The organism is Pullulanibacillus camelliae, from assembly GCF_014642655.1.
Classification (GTDB): Bacteria; Bacillota; Bacilli; order Bacillales; family Sporolactobacillaceae; genus Pullulanibacillus; species Pullulanibacillus camelliae.
Genome location: NZ_BMIR01000005.1, coordinates 162,441 through 178,723 on the forward strand (window position 1 = coordinate 162,441; position 16,283 = coordinate 178,723).

A 16,283-nucleotide genomic window follows, 5' to 3' on the forward strand; every position below is an offset into this window, starting at 1 on the left:
AGCATGACACTGAATAAAGGGAGTCTTTTCTCGATGTCGGATGAACCTGCGGTCTCAACACAGGATCGCCTGCGTAAACGTCGGCAAAATATAAATGTATTGTTTAGACGAGACAGTGAATTGCGTGGGAAGTTAGCCATTTATTTTGGCGCCATACTCATTATTTTAGCAACCGTCAGTTTAACTCTATTTCTGGTATGGCAAGGATTACGCTTATTTTTATTCGATGGTGTGAATCCTTTGCATTTTATTTTTAGCAACGATTGGAATCCAGGAGATAGCGCACACCCAACCTATGGTGCTTTTCCTATGATTTTTGGTTCGTTTGCCATCACCTTTCTATCAGCACTGATTGCTACGCCAATAAGCATTGGCACAGCTTTATTCATGTCGGAGATTTCTAGGAAGTGGGGCAATAAGGCACTTAGACCCGTTATCGAAATTCTGGTTGGGATTCCATCGGTTGTCTATGGTCTGATTGGCCTAACCTTAATTATTCCTTTTATAGCGCATCATGGCGGTGGGATTGGGTATGGCTTGCTTCCGGGCATGATTGTTGTTGGCTTAATGATTATGCCAACCATTACCAGTATTGCTGCTGACGCGCTTCAATCTATACCACAGGAATTAAAGAGTGCCTCTTATGCATTGGGGGCCACGCGCTGGCAAACCATCTATAAAGTGATCATTCCAGCTGCCCTGCCTTCATTGCTAACAGCTGTCGTCTTAGGTATGGCACGGGCATTTGGTGAGGCTCTCGCCGTGCAAATGGTTATCGGAAATGTCACGGATATTCCGCATTCCATGGTTAACCCTGCTGCGACTTTAACAACGATTATCACTTTGCATATGGGCAATACGACCAGCGGGAGTGCTTTTAATCATGCCCTGTGGTCCTTAGGTCTTATTTTGCTTATCATGTCTTATATTTTTATACTCATCATTCGCTATCTTTCAAGAAGGAGTAAAGTGCTATGAAAAGCCAAATCACTAATCGAATGGCCACCGTGCTGATCAGCGTATGTGCAGGATTAATGGCATTGATTATGATCGCGTTAGTCGGCTATATATTTTATCAAGGACTTGGCCATGTCACATGGCACTTTTTGACAACGGTCGCCTCCACTTTTCAGGTTGGTGGTGGCATAAAAGATCAATTGTGGAATTCTTTCTATTTGCTCATAGTGACGATGATTTTTACCACGCCATTGGGGATTGCTGGAGGGATTTATCTCTCTGAATACGCTAAGCCGAATCGAGTGACGGGCTTTATCCGCTCATGTGTTGAAGTGCTCGCTTCCCTGCCTTCGATTGTCGTTGGACTATTTGGAATGCTCGTCTTTGTTAATACCTTTCATTGGGGATACTCGATCCTTTCTGGTGCTGTAGCTCTTACAATCTTTAATCTGCCTGTCATTGTAAGAGTTACTGAAGATGCCCTTCGATCAGTACCAGTTGCCCTTAAAGAGGCAAGCTTTGGATTAGGGGTTGGCCAATGGTACACGATCAAGAACGTCTTATTGCCAGCGGCCTTTCCAGGGATACTAACGGGGATTATTCTTTCCGCGGGACGTGTCTTTGGCGAGTCAGCGGCCCTATTATTTACTGCGGGGTTAACATCACCTGATCTTGATTTTAAGAATTGGTCGCCATTTGCTTTTGATTCACCACTTAACCCTTTACGATCAGCAGAAACATTGTCCGTTCATATTTATTCTGTTAATACGGTGGCCATTGTGAAAGATGCTCCCCAAGTTGCGGCGGCGTCAGCGGCGGTTCTTGCGCTCTTTGTTTTAATATTTAATCTGTCAGCTCGCGGACTTGGTGCATGGATTCAAAAAAGAATGAGCGGTAAATCATGAGGGAGGAACAGCAATTATGATAGGTGTTCAAGAAAAAAAGATCATTGAACTGCCACAGCGTGATCTGGGAAAGGAAACGATTGTTCAAGTTGACAATTTAAGTGTCTATTATGGGGATTTTCAAGCAGTCAAACAAGTGTCATTGCCGATTGAGAAAAATACAATTACAGCCTTGATTGGTCCATCAGGGTGCGGAAAGTCCACTTTTTTAAGAGCGTTGAATCGCATGAATGATACGATCCCTTCGGCTCGAAGCGAAGGGTCAATCCGTTATGATGGCGTGCCTTTGCTCGATGCAGCTATTGATGTTTCTGCACTGAGAAAGGAAATGGGGATGGTGTTTCAAAAGCCGAATCCTTTTCCAAAATCCATTTATGAAAATATTGTGCATGGCCTGCGCTACCATGGCATTCGAAAAAAAAGTCAGCTTAAAACTTTGGTACAAGAAAGCTTAGAGCAGGCAGCTTTATGGGATGAAGTCAGTGACCGTTTAGATGCTTCGGCCTTATCGCTTTCAGGCGGACAACAGCAGCGCTTATGTATTGCACGGACGCTTGCATTAAAGCCCCAAGTGATATTATTCGATGAGCCGACATCCGCACTTGACCCGATCTCAACAGCTAAAATTGAAAAGCTAATGCTTGAATTGAAGGAACACTATACGTTGATTGTCGTCACGCATAACATGCAGCAGGCTGCCCGAATTGCGGATAATACCGCCTTTTTCTATCAAGGCGAACTCGTTGAATATAATGCAACACAGGAGCTTTTTAACCAACCTACGGAAAAACGGACAGCAGAATACATTAATGGACAATTTAGTTAATTAAGGGAGAGAAGTAGGATGCAGACGCTTGTCGATGTAAAGGAAGTCTATAGCACGGAAGGCTTGTCACTCTGGTATGACAAGAAACAGGCTTTAAAGGATGTAAATGTCAGTATTTTTGAAAAGCAAGTGACAGCAATTATTGGGCCTTCTGGCTGTGGAAAATCCACCTTTTTAAAAACCTTGAATCGAATGGTGGAATTAGAGCCAAAGATTACGATTAAAGGCCGGATAAGTTATAGGGGCAATAATCTCTATGACAAGCATTATCCTGTAGAACAACTTCGACATCGCGTCGGGATGGTGTTCCAAAAAGCCAACCCTTTTCCAAAATCCATTTATAATAATATTGCTTTCGGTCCGAGACTAAGGGGCATCAAAAATAAGCAACTTCTCAATGAAATTGTGGAAAGAAGTCTTAAGCAAGCAGCCCTTTGGGATGAGGTAAGAGATAAGCTGAATCAAGATGCTAATCGCCTTTCTGGGGGGCAGCAGCAGCGGTTATGTTTGGCTCGCTGTTTAGCCGTTGACCCAGATGTGATTCTCATGGATGAGCCGACATCCGCACTTGATCCAATTGCTACAGCCAAAGTAGAGGAGTTGGTCCATCAATTAAAGCAGCAATACTCTATTATTATTGTGACGCATAATATGGAGCAGGCAAAGCGCGTTTCGGATCAAACCGCCTTCTTTTTAAATGGTGAGCTTATTGAGCAGAGAAAGACAAGTGAATTATTTGCGAAACCCTTTCATAAAGAGACAGCCGATTATATTTCCGGCAGATTTGGGTAATGACTAAACAAAAAAATCTGTTAAAATAAAAGTAGGATGAATAGTACAAGATAGCAGATTGGGCTGGGAGGGTTTTGAGTGGCAAAAAAGATATTAGTAGTAGATGATGAAGAGTCTATTGTGACTCTTGTCCAGTTTCATTTACAAAAAGAAGGGTATACTGTGATTGCTGCTTCTGATGGTCCGATTGCCCTCCACTTAGCGCAGGAAGAGCGTCCGGATTTAATTGTTTTAGATCTCATGTTACCAGGGATGGATGGCCTGGATGTTTGTCGGGAGCTTCGCCAAAAGCAATTTAATATGCCGATCGTGATGTTAACAGCTAAAGATGATGAATTTGATAAAGTACTTGGTTTAGAACTGGGGGCCGATGATTATTTAACAAAGCCCTTTAGTCCAAGAGAGCTTGTCGCTCGAGTGAAGGCCGTATTAAGGCGTTCAAAAAGTGCTGAGCAGATGGAGCAGGATGATCATGATTCACCGATCACGATTGCTGAATTAAAGGTGTTTCCTGATGAATACAAAGCCTATTTTCGTGGAGAAGAGATGGAGCTCACGCCGAAGGAATTCGAATTGCTTTTATTTTTATCGCGAAACAAAAAGCGCGTGCTCTCACGTGATCAACTGTTAAGTGCAGTTTGGGATTATGATTTTGCAGGGGATACACGTATTGTTGACGTGCATATCAGCCACCTAAGAGAAAAGCTAGAAGATAATACGAAAAAGCCTGTTTATATTAAAACGATCCGCGGTTTCGGCTATAAGATGGAGGTTCCTAAGTGAAAATGTCATTGAAGCAATGGCTAGGGCTTCCGATGTTGGGGACAGTCTTTGGCTGTCTATTCTTATTTTGGCTGATCATCGGTGCGCTAGTGGGGCATTGGCTGAGTCTGACGCTTATTTTTGTTCTGCTTTTTTTCTGCACAATTGCCATTTTTTATTATTTTTTTCGCACGATGTTGACGGTGACTGATGAGGCATTGACAACCATCAAACGTTTTACAGAAGGGTCTTTTAATCTAAGTGCTTCTGATCGTTGGAATCGCAGTGCCAATCCTTTAAACGATGAAATATACCGATTGTCATCGTTTTTACTAAATATGAGACGTTCCTTTCAGAATCAGCAGGATCAACTGAGCGCTCTAATTGAAAACATTGGGAGTCCTTTTTTATTTATCGATAGTCATGGACGAATAAGGCTAGCGAATGAACTCTTTCAACAGATCTTTGATAACAAGATCGATAGTCATGGGGATTTAAAGTATGATCAGGTCATCAAGAATAAGGCGATTATCGCTATGATTGCGCGCACATTCCAGATTAAAACGGATGTTCACGATACTTTGGTTGTTCCTGTTGGGATTGAGCGTAAGCATTTTGATGTGCATTCGATACCGATTCGGAGAGGGCACGGCCATTCTAAAGGCTTAGTTGTCATTTTTCATGATATTACACGTTTAAAAAAGCTTGAGAAGGTACGTAAGGATTTTGTGGCCAATGTGTCACATGAGCTGCGTACACCTGTCACCTCTTTAAAAGGGTTTGCGGAAACACTCTTGGAGGACAGTCAGATTAGCGATGAGGATCGCGAAAAATTTCTTACGATAATTCTAAAGGAAAGCGATCGACTGCAGCTTCTTATTCAGGATTTACTTGAGCTATCAAAGATTGAAGATGAGCATTTTCAATTAAATAAGGAGGCGGTTGATGTTGCACGCATCGCTCAGGAAACCATTGAATTATTAAAAGAGACCGCTAGGAAAAAAGAGATTTCTGTTCAATTTAATACTTCTGGAACTACAGTGGCTTCAGGGGATTCAGCGCGCTTGAAGCAAATGTTTGTGAATATCATTAATAATGCCATCGCCTATTCTCCAGAAAAAAGCCATATTTCTGTAGAGGTCGCAGAAGAAGGGAACGCTGTGATCTTTAGAACAACAGATACAGGCATTGGCATTGTAAAGGAAGAAATACCAAGAATTTTTGAAAGATTTTACCGAGTGGACAGAGCGCGAAGCCGTAATTCGGGAGGCACTGGTCTCGGACTAGCCATTGTCAAGCATTTAACTGAAGCTCATAATGGTCGCATTGAGGTAGAAAGCGAGCAGGGCGTCGGCACAACGTTTAGCATTTATTTAAATAAATACGTTCAAAAGGAATAGCCCATCCTAGCGCTCGGATGACAGGACGGGCTTATTTCCTTATAAAAACATATTATCTTGACTTTACTATGGGAAAACTGACTCTGTTATACATATAAGTCGAACATGCTGATGTCATAATGGAGTTCTTTTAAATAATTGAAAAATTGGGCGCGATGATGAAAGAGATGTGTTAATGTTTCTGTCATCCATTTGGCTTGGGAAGAGGCATGATCGTGATAGAATGGCTTTGTTTTTTTTGTGAGGAATTCATCATCGGACAGGGAATCCAAATAGCTTATGTAGGCTTGTACCCCTGATTGCATGGCTTCAGCGAATTGGTCGACAGTATCAAGTTGGCTATATTTTGCTTCAAGCTCGCGAACCTCTTCAGCTGGCGATTCTTTCATAATGGCCAGATCAACTTCAGGAATGGCGATAAGATGTTCCGTTAATTCCCGCAGTGTGCGCATGTTTTTAGCAGGACGATAGTCCCAGTCACTGGCCTTTACCTTTTTTACAAGGCCAAGTGTTGAACGCACGCCTACCTCGAATTCTTCTTCTACTATTTTTCGAAAGCTTTTTAAATCTGACATATAGAAGCATCATCCCTTCATTTGAATTATGTTTACTATAGCACGAAATAGTGACAGAGCTTGTCACTATTTTTTATAAAAATGAGAGAGTTTTTGCAGCTTAACTTGTATTAATTCGATGATCTCGATAGGTTCTTCAAGGCGTGCTTCCGTACCTAACGACCAAATCAGCTCGGTAAAGTAACCTATTTCTGATTGAGGAATCCTGCCATAGAGTGTGCCCGTTCGATCTGCGTTCATAGTTATCATAGTTTCAAGGTCTAGTAAATTTTGAGCGTGTCGCACACCTTCTGCTGTCAATTGAACTTTGAGAGGCAGTGTGGTTTGTCCCCCTCTTTCAGCATGCTCAAGCCATTCTGTAATGGACATGCTCGGTACGTCTACTGCATCAGGAGGAGGTGTTGGGAGTACATTTAAGACACGGTCCGCGCGGAATAAGCGAAAGGCTTGACGTTTAAAACAATAGGCGGGGCAATACCATAATCCATTATGGCTATATAAACCGACAGGGAAGATCCTTCGTTCCTGAGGGCCATGCGATCCATCATACTCAATACAGAGGGACGTTTGTGAGACAGCTGCTTCTAGTAAGTCTTTTAAATAGGGAGCAGCATGTGGTCTTTTAGGGCTCCAAAAGGCGACCCGGTGTTTCATCTCGTCAATGGTGGATTTAACATCTTGCGGAAGTGAATGATAAAATTTATTAAGTGCGGTTTTTATTTCAGCTTTAAAAGGTAGAGCGCCGAAATACTCAAGGGATTGCGCCGCAAAAAAAATGGCAATCGCCTCTGTTTCTTTGAGGGAAACGGGAGGGAGAATCCTTTCCTTTATTATCCGATAACCTCCGTGCACTCCGACCTCAGAATAAAGGGGCACGCCTAAACTGCTTAATTCTTCTAAGTCTCTCAATATTGTTCGGTAGGATACGTTGAATTCTTCAGCGAGTTCTCGTGCCGTAAACACTTTTTTGGCATTGATCGTCATCATGAGCTCAAGTAATCGAGCTGTTTTGGACATGTGTACCATTCCCTAGAGCCTTCTGTTTTTTGTCTATTATACCTCTAAAAGGCGCATTCGATAAGCATTCATTGCTGTTTCCCCGAGGCTGTCTAAAAATCGATAGTTGACGACAAAACCAACAGCAGCCCCAATGCCAGGAATCATTTGCAGGAGTTTAGGCAAATCGATATAGTCCCGGTATTCTTGTTGCAGGCTTTGCCAATCTAATTGATTGAGATGGGTGGCTTCAGAAGGAAAGTCCTTCACCGTTTCATTCCAATGCTTAAGCTTCATAAAAGCTGCTTTGCGTGTCGCATCACTGGAAAAGGCGACTTGAAAGATATGAAGAATATATAAGCGTTCCCGGTAATCTTTGACATCATAACCATATAACGAGGCAATATCAAAGAGCAGCTTCATTTTGATTGATAGTAAAGCGGGAAAGTCTGCAATACCGAGCCAAAAGCCACCAGCCCCCGTTCCAGCGCCCTCAGCAGCTGCAATTCGTTTATAAACCTTTATCCTTGCGCGAACCCGGTCTTCACGCTCCGCGAGTGTCACATCGGTTAACGGAGTCTTTTTAGATGTCCATTTGGACCCAAGGAGAACGGCTTGAATCATCTTTTTAATGCTTTCTGTCACGATAGTATGGACCTGCTGTGGGATCTTTTTATTGATTTTGGTTTGGATATTTTTTGCTGCGCGTCCTAGGACACCAGAGGATTTTAGCATTTTTTGTTGCCACTCTAAGCATTCTTTTTCGGCATATTCTTTGTAATTCATTGGTTACACTCCAGATGTCATTTTGAATTCTTACTCTAATTAAACGTTTTTGGTTCTTTAAGGTTTCAGGTAATGGTTAAAATCAGACTTGAGGCGGAGCAGGGTTACCCCCGCAGATTGTTTTGATCAACGTAATAGTGATTTATGATATGAATACATAAAAAATAGCATTGCTCATTCTTTTATATAACAATGTTATGTTATATTAAGGTGAGAGGTGAACCCACTTGGAAGAGGATTTAATCACAAAAAAGGAACTATTACAATTGACCAATATCTCTTACGGCCAGTTATACCGCTGGAAACGAAAGAAGCTAATCCCGGAGGAATGGTTTATTCGTAAAGCGACATTTACTGGACAGGAAACATTTTTTCCGCGAGATAAAATATTAGGTCGCATCGATAAAATAAAAAATATGAAAGCAGGTCTGTCTTTAGATGAAATTGCTGACCAAATGTCAGCACATCCTATCGATATTAATCTTTCTCCAAAAGAAGCTCTTGAACAAAACATTGTTTCCAAGACGGCGTCAAGGGTGTTTAATGAACAGTATTTGCAAGTGAAGTCATTATCATTCCCGGACCTTTTGACTATTTATATGGTGGATAAGGCATTGCAAACCGGCACCCTAAGCATTGAAGAATCTCAGCTCATTTCTCAAACGATGAAAGCGTATTACCCTCTACTTAACGGTAGAAATGCTGAATTAGTGATGTTGCGGAAATACGGTATGACGAGCTGTCTCTTACAGGTGCTTCCTGGCGAGATCTTCATAGAACAATCAACAACAATTGTAGTGCGCTTGAATGTAGCTACCTATACAGAACAGCTCAAAATAAAGCTATCCGAACTAAGGAGGACATCGAATGCAAACCGTGAGTAAGGATTTGAAAATTTCAGGAAGTGGCAGTGCTGGTGGTGGCCTATTTGATTCAGTAGAAATTAGTGGATCAGGTAAAATTAATGGGGATATTGAGAGCCAAAGCTTTAAGAGCTCAGGAGCCAGTAAAGTGTACGGAAGACTGATAACGAAGGTCTTAAAAGTCAGCGGCTCTACGTGCTTTAAAAATGATATAGAAGCAAAGAGAGCTGAAGCAAGTGGGAGTCTGTCGGTGGATGGTCATATGCAATGTCGATTCCTGAAAGCAAGTGGATACATGGGGATAGGGCAGTATCTAGTTGCTGAGGCAATCGATGTCCAAGGACGGCTCAAGGTTGGGGCGTATTGCTCAGCAGAAACCTTTAAATCTCGCGGGTCCTTTGACATTCATGGGCTTTTGAATGCTGATCGGGTGGAGGTCCGCCTTTATCACAGATGTTATGCTCAGGAAATTGGTGGAGGCACCATTGAAGTAAAAAGAGGAAGAAAAGGCTTTGGGCTTGGGAAATTCATCCATTCTCTCTTGAATAAGGAATTATCGGCAGAGCTTATTGAAGGCGATGAGATTTATTTAGAAAATACCATAGCCAAAACTGTGAGAGGCAATCACGTCCATATTGGACAAGGCTGTCAAATTGACTGTGTTGAATACCGCTCGGATATACAGGTAACGGGGAATGGTCAGGTTAAAAAAAGTGAAAAGCTCTAGTTATTTTAAAGATAAAACAAAAGGTGGTAGGTTAGGTGAAGGATGAGAATAAGTTAGGGCTCATCGTCGTGGGCTTGCTTTTAGGAATTTTTATGTCAGCAATGGACCAAACCATTGTAGCAACGGCAATGGGAACAATAGTGGCTGATCTTGGTGGCCTGGATAAGTTTGTATGGGTGACGTCAGCCTACTTGGTTACAGAAATGGCGGGTATGCCGATTTTTGGAAAACTCTCTGATATGTATGGGCGCAAGCGCTTTTTTATGTTAGGCATTTTCTTGTTTTTAGTGGGATCGATTTTATGTGGGACTGCGCATAGCATTGTGCAATTGAGTATCTACAGAGCGATTCAAGGTGTCGGGGGTGGCGCATTAATGCCTATTGCCTTTGCGATTGTTTTTGATGTCTTTCCTCCTGAAAAACGCGGTAAAATGGGTGGGCTTTTTGGTGCGGTTTTTGGCGTGTCCAGCATTGTCGGACCACTGCTTGGCTCTTTTATTACTGATACATGGAGCTGGCACTGGGTCTTCTACATTAATTTACCCATCGGTATCGCAGCGATGCTGCTCTTAGGCATCTATTATCATGAATCCTCCCAACATAACAAACAGCAAATTGATTGGTGGGGAGCAGGGACTTTAATTGTGGCTGTCGTTTGCTTAATGTTTGGATTGGAACTTGGCGGTAAAGAATACGCTTGGGATTCAACTGAAATCATGAGTTTGCTTGCAGCATTTGTTGCTTTTTCCGCGGCCTTTTTATTCATCGAGACAAAGGCGAAAGATCCCATTATTTCTTTTAAAATGTTTAAAAAACGGCTGTTTGCTACGAGTAGTCTGTTGTCTGTGTTTTATGGAGCGAGCTTTATGGTGCCGATTGTTTTTATTCCAATATTTGTGCAAGGGGTTTATGGTGGTTCAGCAACTAATTCTGGCCTCATTTTACTCCCGATGTTATTAGGAAATGTTGTTTCAAGTATGATGGGAGGAACACTAGCACAAAAATTCAGTTTTAGAACGTTAATGCTGATCTCAGCTGTGCTACTGATTCCGGGCATCGGATTACTGGGGACAATTTCTAGTGATACACCGCGAGTAGTGTTAACCGTATATATGGTTTTAACGGGGCTAGGTGTCGGGTTCTCCTTTTCTGTTGTCAGCATTGCAGCCATCCAAAATTTCTCTCCGCGAGATTATGGGTCAGTTAACTCGACAATTTCCTTTGTTCGAGAATTGGGAATGACAATAAGCCTGGTTATTTATGGAACTATTCAAAGTCATATCATGTTTGGTGATCTTACAAATAAGATTGCGATGTTAGGCTCAAAAGCCTTTAAAGGCATTGACTTTTCTGAGCCGAGGGTGCTGCTGTCACCTGAATTGCGAAAACATATGCCTGTTGACGTATTGCATAAAATGACAGATATTCTGTCCTCGTCGGTGGCGACGACGTTTATTTGGACACTTGTTCCAGCTTGTTTAGCACTTATTACGGTTTTATTTATGGGAAAAGAAAAAATGAAAATGTTTGGCCCCCCTGTTCAGGAGCAATCTAAAAATCAGGATTGACTCCGAATCGGTTGGATTGTGGAGACCATAACAGAAGTATTAAGGCTCATAGAGAAGTCGAACGCATTCACCATTTCAGCATGCGTTCGGCTTTTTGCGTGTTCCGATCTCTCGTGCCTTGCGCTTCCATCCACTTGGCCATGCGATGGAGCATCTTCCATATCTGATGATGCTCCATACCAAGCAAGGACCGGGCATACTTTTCGCCCAGCTTTTCTGTCATAGGGCCTCATGATAAGGTGGGCTGTGAATAGTCATAGAAATCTTGAGGCATATTTCTATTGACATTTATTTTTTTGGAGATATAATATTTAAGTCAGTTAATTATTTTGCATACGAAATATTCTTATCCGAAAGGTTTTCGAGGTGGATAGATAATGGATGGCTATGAAAAGATAAAGAAGATCTCAAGTTCTTTTCGGCAGATTAATCATTTATATTTTTCTTTATTACGCTCGAATTCAGAGAACAGTGATATTACTGTCATGCAATTTTACGTCCTATCTGCTTTGGCCCAACAACCTGATCTTTCCCTCGGAGAGCTTGCCGATAGGCTCTATACTGGCAACAGTACAATGAGTGGCGTTGTTGATCGTTTGGTAAAGGCGGGGTTAGTGACACGTGAACGCTCTGTAAATGATCGCCGTTTATTAGTCATGCGATTGACACCGTTGGGAAAGGATAAGAAAAAAGAAATGAAGAAAAAGTTTTTAGATCGCTTGTCCGGTCTAGCTGACCTGCCCGATGAAAAGGTGGATCAATTATTAGAGATCCATCAAGAAATTTTAGATAGAATATGCATACAAGGAGATGGAAGTAAAGATGTCTAGTTCTCAAACAGTCTCAGGTGAAAAGCATTTTAACCCTGTTCCGATTGTCGCGGTCATGATTGCAGGCGCATTTGTTGCGATTCTTAACCAAACGTTAATGAACGTTGCCCTTCCTAAAATCATGACTGACTTGGATATTAATGCAAGCACTGGGCAATGGCTAACCACTGCATTTATGTTGGTCAACGGTGTGTTGATTCCTGTTACAGCGTTCCTCATGCAACGGTTTACAACCAGGCAGTTATATATTACCGCAATGTTTTTATTTTCTCTTGGTACATTAGTCTGTGCCCTTGCTCAAGGCTTTGACACATTGATTATTGGTCGCGTCATCCAAGCGGCTGGTGCCGGAATATTGATGCCATTATTAACGAATACGATTTTAACGATTTTTCCTGTTGAAAAACGGGGTTCCGCTATGGGTGTTATTGGTGTGGCGATGATTTTTGCCCCAGCGATTGGTCCAACATTGTCTGGATGGATTGTCCAAAATTATGATTGGCATGTGCTTTTTTGGATCATTCTTCCTATTGGTGTTATTGACATTATCCTATCCATTTTTATTCTTAAAAATGTGGGGGAAAGAACGTTTCCTAAGATTGATATTTTAAGTATTATCCTTTCAACCATTGGCTTTGGTGGTTTGCTCTATGGCTTTAGTACAGCGGGTACACCAGACAAAGGCTGGGGAAGCGGAGAAGTTATTGGTTCCCTTATTCTTGGTGGCGTGTTCTTGCTTCTGTTTATCTGGAGACAGTTTGCTTCCAAAACACCAATGTTAGAGTTCCGCGTTTTCAAATATTGGATGTTTACTCTTTCAACAATTGTTAATATGATCGTAACCATGGCGATGTTTGCAGCTATGATCATCGTCCCACTTTACTTACAAGATATTCGCGGCTTCACACCGTTGAAATCTGGATTGCTACTTTTACCTGGTGCGATTTTAATGGGGATTATGTCACCGATCACTGGATGGATATTCGATAAGATTGGTCCAAAATGGTTGGCTGTCGTTGGACTTGCAATTACGACAATCACCACTTATCAATTCAGTAACTTGACTGATCACCTCTCGTACATGACGCTGATTTTACTTTACTCTGCTCGGATGTTCGGTATGTCTATGCTGATGATGCCGATTATGACTGCTGGATTAAATGCATTGCCACAAAAGTTTAATGCACATGGAACGGCGATGGTTAATACGATCCGACAAATTTCAGGTTCCATTGGTACAGCGATTCTTGTAACAGTCATGACTAATCATACGGTATCGCATGCCAAGGATATGCTGCAAACGAGTGGAATTCAGCCCAAAATTTTAGGACTGATAAGCACTATTAAAAACACGGCTAACATTCCCAAGGTATTAGCTGAGCATGGTGTGGATACAAAAACGATTGCAAGCATCGGCCACATTCAAAGTGAAGCTTACATTAAAGGGATGAATGATGCTTTCGTCGTTGCTACTATTTTGTCTTTAATTGCCTTTGTTCTTGCCTTCTTCTTAAAGAAAACGAAACCCGTTGATGAAGAAGGACCAAAGGAAGAAGGTAAAACAGCCAAGGTGCCAGCGGGGGATCATTAATAAACATATAAAAAAGCGCTCGGATTTTGTTCCGAGCGCTTTTTTTATACTATCAGAATTTATAATTCCGCTGACGCTTATAAAGGAAGAGAGTATAAGGCGGGCTTTGACTTTCGCCTTCTAAGGCTTGCGGGCAACCTAAGTGTGTGATTGGCAAAAATCACATCAGGAGTACTAAGCGAAGGGGTGCAAGCCAAGTTTTCTAAAAGAAAAGAAAGTATAAAATTTCTGATCATGAGGGACGATGCGCGATTCCGCTTTCAGGCCGCTCGCTTCCCGCGGGGGAGTGGTAAGCCTTCTCGTGCCTTCGCACTGTTAAGGTCTTACCGATCTCCCGGGGTTCCCGCAGGAGTCTAGTCTCCGCATCATGAGTCAGCGGCGCCCGAGGAACACACGATTTTAGAGTGTTCCGAAGCTCGCGCCTTGCGCTCCCATCCACTTGACCAGGCAACGAAGCCTCTTTCATATTGGCGGATGCTCTATACCAAGCAAGGACCGGGAATGCTTTTCGCCCGGTTTTTCTTATATTTAATCGGAGGTGTCGAGGGGGGCGGTATTGTGACCACCATGAGTGTAATGCGGTAAGATATCAGCTGGGAGATCTTTATCTTGAACGCTGCTTCGATAATCGATGTCATTTTTATCGACTTTTATAAAGCCCTTAGGGTGATAAAATCTCAGAAGGTCACCATAAACGACATTATCGGATAGCTCTAATTCTTCTTTGACTTTTTTATCATAAGACGCACAGCTTTCGTCAGTAACAGTCTGCTCTGTTTTGTTATCATAGCAGGTCCCTTTGACAGAGGTGTAATGGGGTGTGACAAAATCTCCGTTTCTAAATGGGACGATTTCGCTGTGGTCTTTGGAAAGTAAATCTGTTCCAAATTGGATGAAATCCTTTGTATCGATTCCTAGAAGGTGAAGAATAGTTGGACGAACATCTACCTCACCGCCAAAGGTATGAATAGGTTGACCGGGACTTTTGACATGAGGGACGTGAATAAATAATGGCACTCTTTGTAATTGGGCATTTTCAAAAGGCGTCACATCTTTTCCAATCACCTTTGCCAAAGTAGCATTATGATTTTCAGAAATGCCATAGTGATCACCGTATAGGACGATAATGGTATGATCGTATAGACCACTTTGCTTTAAGTTGATAAAGAACTGCTCTAAAGCTTCGTCTGTATAGTGTGCCGTCTGAAAGTAATGATTGACAACACTGTCCCCATAGTTGGGCAGTGGAAATGTCGTATCTTCAGGATCAAGCTTGAAATCAAAGTGATTAGAAAGTGAAATAAAGCGAGCGTAAAAAGGCTGCTTGAGATGCGTTAACAATGGCATGGACTCTTTAAAATAAGGTTTATCCTCCATTCCGTAGTTGCGAACATTTTCTGGCGTCATGTCATAATATCTAGCATCAAAAAATTTATCAATGCCAAGCGACTGGTACATGACATCACGGTTCCAAAAGGTTTTAGAGTTGCCATGAAAGACAGCTGATGTATAGCCGTGTGACTTCAATAGTGCTGGGGTGGCTTGATAGGTGTTCTGAGCATTTAAATAAAAAACAGAGCCTTGAGGCAATGGAAATAAAGAATTTTCCATTAAAAATTCAGCATCGGATGTTTTGCCCTGCCCTGTTTGATGGTAAAAGTGATCAAAGTAGAAGGTGTGTTTATCTCGTGTCAAAGCATTAAGAAAGGGCGTGACCTCTTCATTATTCACTTTTTTATTAATGAGAAAGGTTTGGAATGACTCCATGGAAACATAGATGACGTTCATGCCTTGTGCTTTTCTAAAATAGTGTGGATTGGGTTTTGCTTCATTGGCTTCTGTGAAATTCCTGACTTTTGTAAGATCATTACTACTTGCCATGGCCCGTTTTGCAGAGGTTTTTGCATCTTGGGCAGCATCATATATCATGTAATTATAAGCCCCTAAATATTTGACAAGGTAATTGCGGTCAAAGGTGCGAGAAAGCAATTCAGGACGATCAATTTCGGCAAGGCTTAAGTTGATAAAAAATGTGAGTACACCAAAGCCAAGAATATACTTGGTTAAGTGTCGAGGCGGAGTTGCTTTTATGTTGATAACCTTGAATGAAAGTAATCCAATTAGGATGAAAATGTCAATAAAGTATAGTATATCGTAAGGGGTCATTAGGGCTTCAGCGCTGCCACCAACATCACCAAAATTTTTGGTTTGCATTAATACAGGAAGTGTGATGAAATCGTTGAAGAATCGATAAAACACAATGTTTGCATATAAGATAAGTGTCAAAATCCCATCGATGCACAAAAGGAGTATCGATTGTTTTTTTCCTTTAAAGAATAGCGCTATTCCTAGAAAGATGACTGCGGAACTGATAGGATTGATGAGCAATAAGAAATGTTGATACCCCCCTTGAATGCCCAGGTGAAATTCAACCAAGTAAGCGATATAGGTTTTCATCCAAAATAACAAGACGGCAATGAGGAAGAAGGATAGCCTCTTTTCGCTGATATAATGTTTTAAATTATGAAATTTCATAACAACTGCCCTCCTTGTGTTCTCTCTCCTAGAAACAAAGAGCATTTTCATTTAATCATATTCGAATATAGCATCGACCGGGTATGTTCCCTTGAAGATGTTGCACAAATGTTAATTATGTAATCCGCGCTAAAAAAATGTTAAGAAAGGTAAAACAGCATAGTCTAGTA

Annotated in this window: 16 protein-coding genes; 11 read left to right on the forward strand and 5 right to left on the reverse strand. The window is 41.7% G+C overall.

The annotated features are described in order from the left end of the window. Positions 1 to 3: 3 nt before the first annotated feature. The 6 genes from pstC (at position 4) to pnpS (ending at position 5,642) form a co-directional block, all read left to right on the forward strand. Positions 4 to 978, forward strand: coding sequence for a phosphate ABC transporter permease subunit PstC (gene pstC / locus IEW82_RS07370; RefSeq protein ID WP_229672416.1), 975 nt, complete (start codon positions 4 to 6; stop codon positions 976 to 978). Beyond that, entirely contained in the window at positions 975 to 1,862 is an 888-nt protein-coding gene (pstA, locus tag IEW82_RS07375) for a phosphate ABC transporter permease PstA (protein WP_188691557.1), read from the forward strand. Before pstC ends, pstA begins: the two co-directional genes overlap by 4 nt. 16 nt (positions 1,863 to 1,878) lie before the next feature. Further along, on the forward strand, positions 1,879 to 2,688 hold the full coding sequence (gene pstB / locus IEW82_RS07380) for a phosphate ABC transporter ATP-binding protein PstB (protein WP_188691560.1): 810 nt from the start codon (positions 1,879 to 1,881) through the stop codon (positions 2,686 to 2,688). 18 nt (positions 2,689 to 2,706) lie between these two features. Next, positions 2,707 to 3,480, forward strand: coding sequence for a phosphate ABC transporter ATP-binding protein PstB (pstB, locus tag IEW82_RS07385; RefSeq protein ID WP_188691563.1), 774 nt, complete (start codon positions 2,707 to 2,709; stop codon positions 3,478 to 3,480). Between the two features lie 78 nt (positions 3,481 to 3,558). Beyond that, the gene (locus IEW82_RS07390) at positions 3,559 to 4,263 is read left to right on the forward strand and encodes a response regulator transcription factor (protein WP_188691566.1); all 705 of its coding nucleotides are present in this window, start codon (positions 3,559 to 3,561) and stop codon (positions 4,261 to 4,263) included. Between the two features lie 2 nt (positions 4,264 to 4,265). Next, a complete protein-coding gene (gene pnpS, locus IEW82_RS07395; RefSeq protein ID WP_229672425.1) occupies positions 4,266 to 5,642 on the forward strand; it encodes a two-component system histidine kinase PnpS in 1,377 nt (458 codons plus the stop codon). Positions 5,643 to 5,728: 86 nt separating this feature from the next. On the opposite strand, the gene IEW82_RS07400 is transcribed toward pnpS, so the two are convergent. The 3 genes from IEW82_RS07400 to IEW82_RS07410 form a co-directional block, all read right to left on the reverse strand. Beyond that, complete coding sequence (locus IEW82_RS07400; protein ID WP_188691584.1) at positions 5,729 to 6,217, reverse strand: DinB family protein; 489 nt, start codon at positions 6,215 to 6,217, stop codon at positions 5,729 to 5,731. 66 nt (positions 6,218 to 6,283) lie between these two features. Then, a complete protein-coding gene (locus tag IEW82_RS07405) occupies positions 6,284 to 7,234 on the reverse strand; it encodes a helix-turn-helix transcriptional regulator (RefSeq protein ID WP_188691587.1) in 951 nt (316 codons plus the stop codon). Between the two features lie 36 nt (positions 7,235 to 7,270). Next, positions 7,271 to 7,999, reverse strand: coding sequence for an EcsC family protein (locus IEW82_RS07410; protein WP_188691590.1), 729 nt, complete (start codon positions 7,997 to 7,999; stop codon positions 7,271 to 7,273). 227 nt (positions 8,000 to 8,226) lie between these two features. On the opposite strand from IEW82_RS07410, the gene IEW82_RS07415 reads away from it, so the two are divergent. Genes IEW82_RS07415 through IEW82_RS07425 form a run of 3 tightly spaced genes read left to right on the forward strand, consistent with a single transcriptional unit; the run spans position 8,227 to position 11,157 of the window. After that, on the forward strand, positions 8,227 to 8,883 hold the full coding sequence (locus IEW82_RS07415) for a YhbD family protein (protein ID WP_188691594.1): 657 nt from the start codon (positions 8,227 to 8,229) through the stop codon (positions 8,881 to 8,883). Next, entirely contained in the window at positions 8,867 to 9,589 is a 723-nt protein-coding gene (locus IEW82_RS07420; RefSeq protein ID WP_188691597.1) for a cell shape determination protein CcmA, read from the forward strand. The genes IEW82_RS07415 and IEW82_RS07420 overlap by 17 nt, the downstream gene beginning before the upstream one ends. A gap of 35 nt (positions 9,590 to 9,624) precedes the next feature. After that, a complete protein-coding gene (locus IEW82_RS07425; protein ID WP_268237344.1) occupies positions 9,625 to 11,157 on the forward strand; it encodes an MDR family MFS transporter in 1,533 nt (510 codons plus the stop codon). 67 nt (positions 11,158 to 11,224) lie between these two features. Here IEW82_RS07425 and IEW82_RS07430 read toward each other — a convergent pair whose 3' ends face one another. Continuing rightward, positions 11,225 to 11,380 (reverse strand): hypothetical protein, encoded by a 156-nt coding sequence (locus tag IEW82_RS07430; protein WP_188691600.1) that lies wholly within the window; start codon positions 11,378 to 11,380, stop codon positions 11,225 to 11,227. A 154-nt stretch (positions 11,381 to 11,534) separates the two neighbouring features. On the opposite strand from IEW82_RS07430, the gene IEW82_RS07435 reads away from it, so the two are divergent. Together IEW82_RS07435 and IEW82_RS07440 are read left to right on the forward strand one after the other, a co-directional pair. Then, positions 11,535 to 11,987 (forward strand): MarR family winged helix-turn-helix transcriptional regulator, encoded by a 453-nt coding sequence (locus IEW82_RS07435; RefSeq protein ID WP_188691603.1) that lies wholly within the window; start codon positions 11,535 to 11,537, stop codon positions 11,985 to 11,987. Beyond that, positions 11,980 to 13,578 carry a DHA2 family efflux MFS transporter permease subunit gene (locus IEW82_RS07440; protein WP_188691605.1) on the forward strand — a complete coding sequence of 533 codons (1,599 nt, stop codon included), beginning with the start codon at positions 11,980 to 11,982 and terminating at the stop codon, positions 13,576 to 13,578. Before IEW82_RS07435 ends, IEW82_RS07440 begins: the two co-directional genes overlap by 8 nt. A 528-nt stretch (positions 13,579 to 14,106) precedes the next feature. Here IEW82_RS07440 and ltaS read toward each other — a convergent pair. Then, on the reverse strand, positions 14,107 to 16,113 hold the full coding sequence (gene ltaS, locus IEW82_RS07445) for a lipoteichoic acid synthase (protein WP_188691608.1): 2,007 nt from the start codon (positions 16,111 to 16,113) through the stop codon (positions 14,107 to 14,109). Between the last annotated feature and the right edge of the window lie 170 nt (positions 16,114 to 16,283).

Excerpts from the sequence above, each read along its gene's own strand:
- pstB (WP_188691560.1), top strand. The coding sequence starts at position 1,879 with ATGATAGGTGTTCAAGAAAAAAAGATCATTGAACTGCCACAGCGTGAT.
- pstC (WP_229672416.1), top strand. The coding sequence starts at position 4 with ATGACACTGAATAAAGGGAGTCTTTTCTCGATGTCGGATGAACCTGCG.
- IEW82_RS07400 (WP_188691584.1), bottom strand. The coding sequence starts at position 6,217 with ATGTCAGATTTAAAAAGCTTTCGAAAAATAGTAGAAGAAGAATTCGAG.
- IEW82_RS07430 (WP_188691600.1), bottom strand. The coding sequence starts at position 11,380 with ATGACAGAAAAGCTGGGCGAAAAGTATGCCCGGTCCTTGCTTGGTATG.
- pnpS (WP_229672425.1), top strand. The coding sequence starts at position 4,266 with ATGTCATTGAAGCAATGGCTAGGGCTTCCGATGTTGGGGACAGTCTTT.
- IEW82_RS07435 (WP_188691603.1), top strand. The coding sequence starts at position 11,535 with ATGGATGGCTATGAAAAGATAAAGAAGATCTCAAGTTCTTTTCGGCAG.
- IEW82_RS07410 (WP_188691590.1), bottom strand. The coding sequence starts at position 7,999 with ATGAATTACAAAGAATATGCCGAAAAAGAATGCTTAGAGTGGCAACAA.
- pstA (WP_188691557.1), top strand. The coding sequence starts at position 975 with ATGAAAAGCCAAATCACTAATCGAATGGCCACCGTGCTGATCAGCGTA.
- IEW82_RS07405 (WP_188691587.1), bottom strand. The coding sequence starts at position 7,234 with ATGTCCAAAACAGCTCGATTACTTGAGCTCATGATGACGATCAATGCC.
- IEW82_RS07420 (WP_188691597.1), top strand. The coding sequence starts at position 8,867 with ATGCAAACCGTGAGTAAGGATTTGAAAATTTCAGGAAGTGGCAGTGCT.
- IEW82_RS07440 (WP_188691605.1), top strand. The coding sequence starts at position 11,980 with ATGTCTAGTTCTCAAACAGTCTCAGGTGAAAAGCATTTTAACCCTGTT.
- ltaS (WP_188691608.1), bottom strand. The coding sequence starts at position 16,113 with ATGAAATTTCATAATTTAAAACATTATATCAGCGAAAAGAGGCTATCC.
- pstB (WP_188691563.1), top strand. The coding sequence starts at position 2,707 with ATGCAGACGCTTGTCGATGTAAAGGAAGTCTATAGCACGGAAGGCTTG.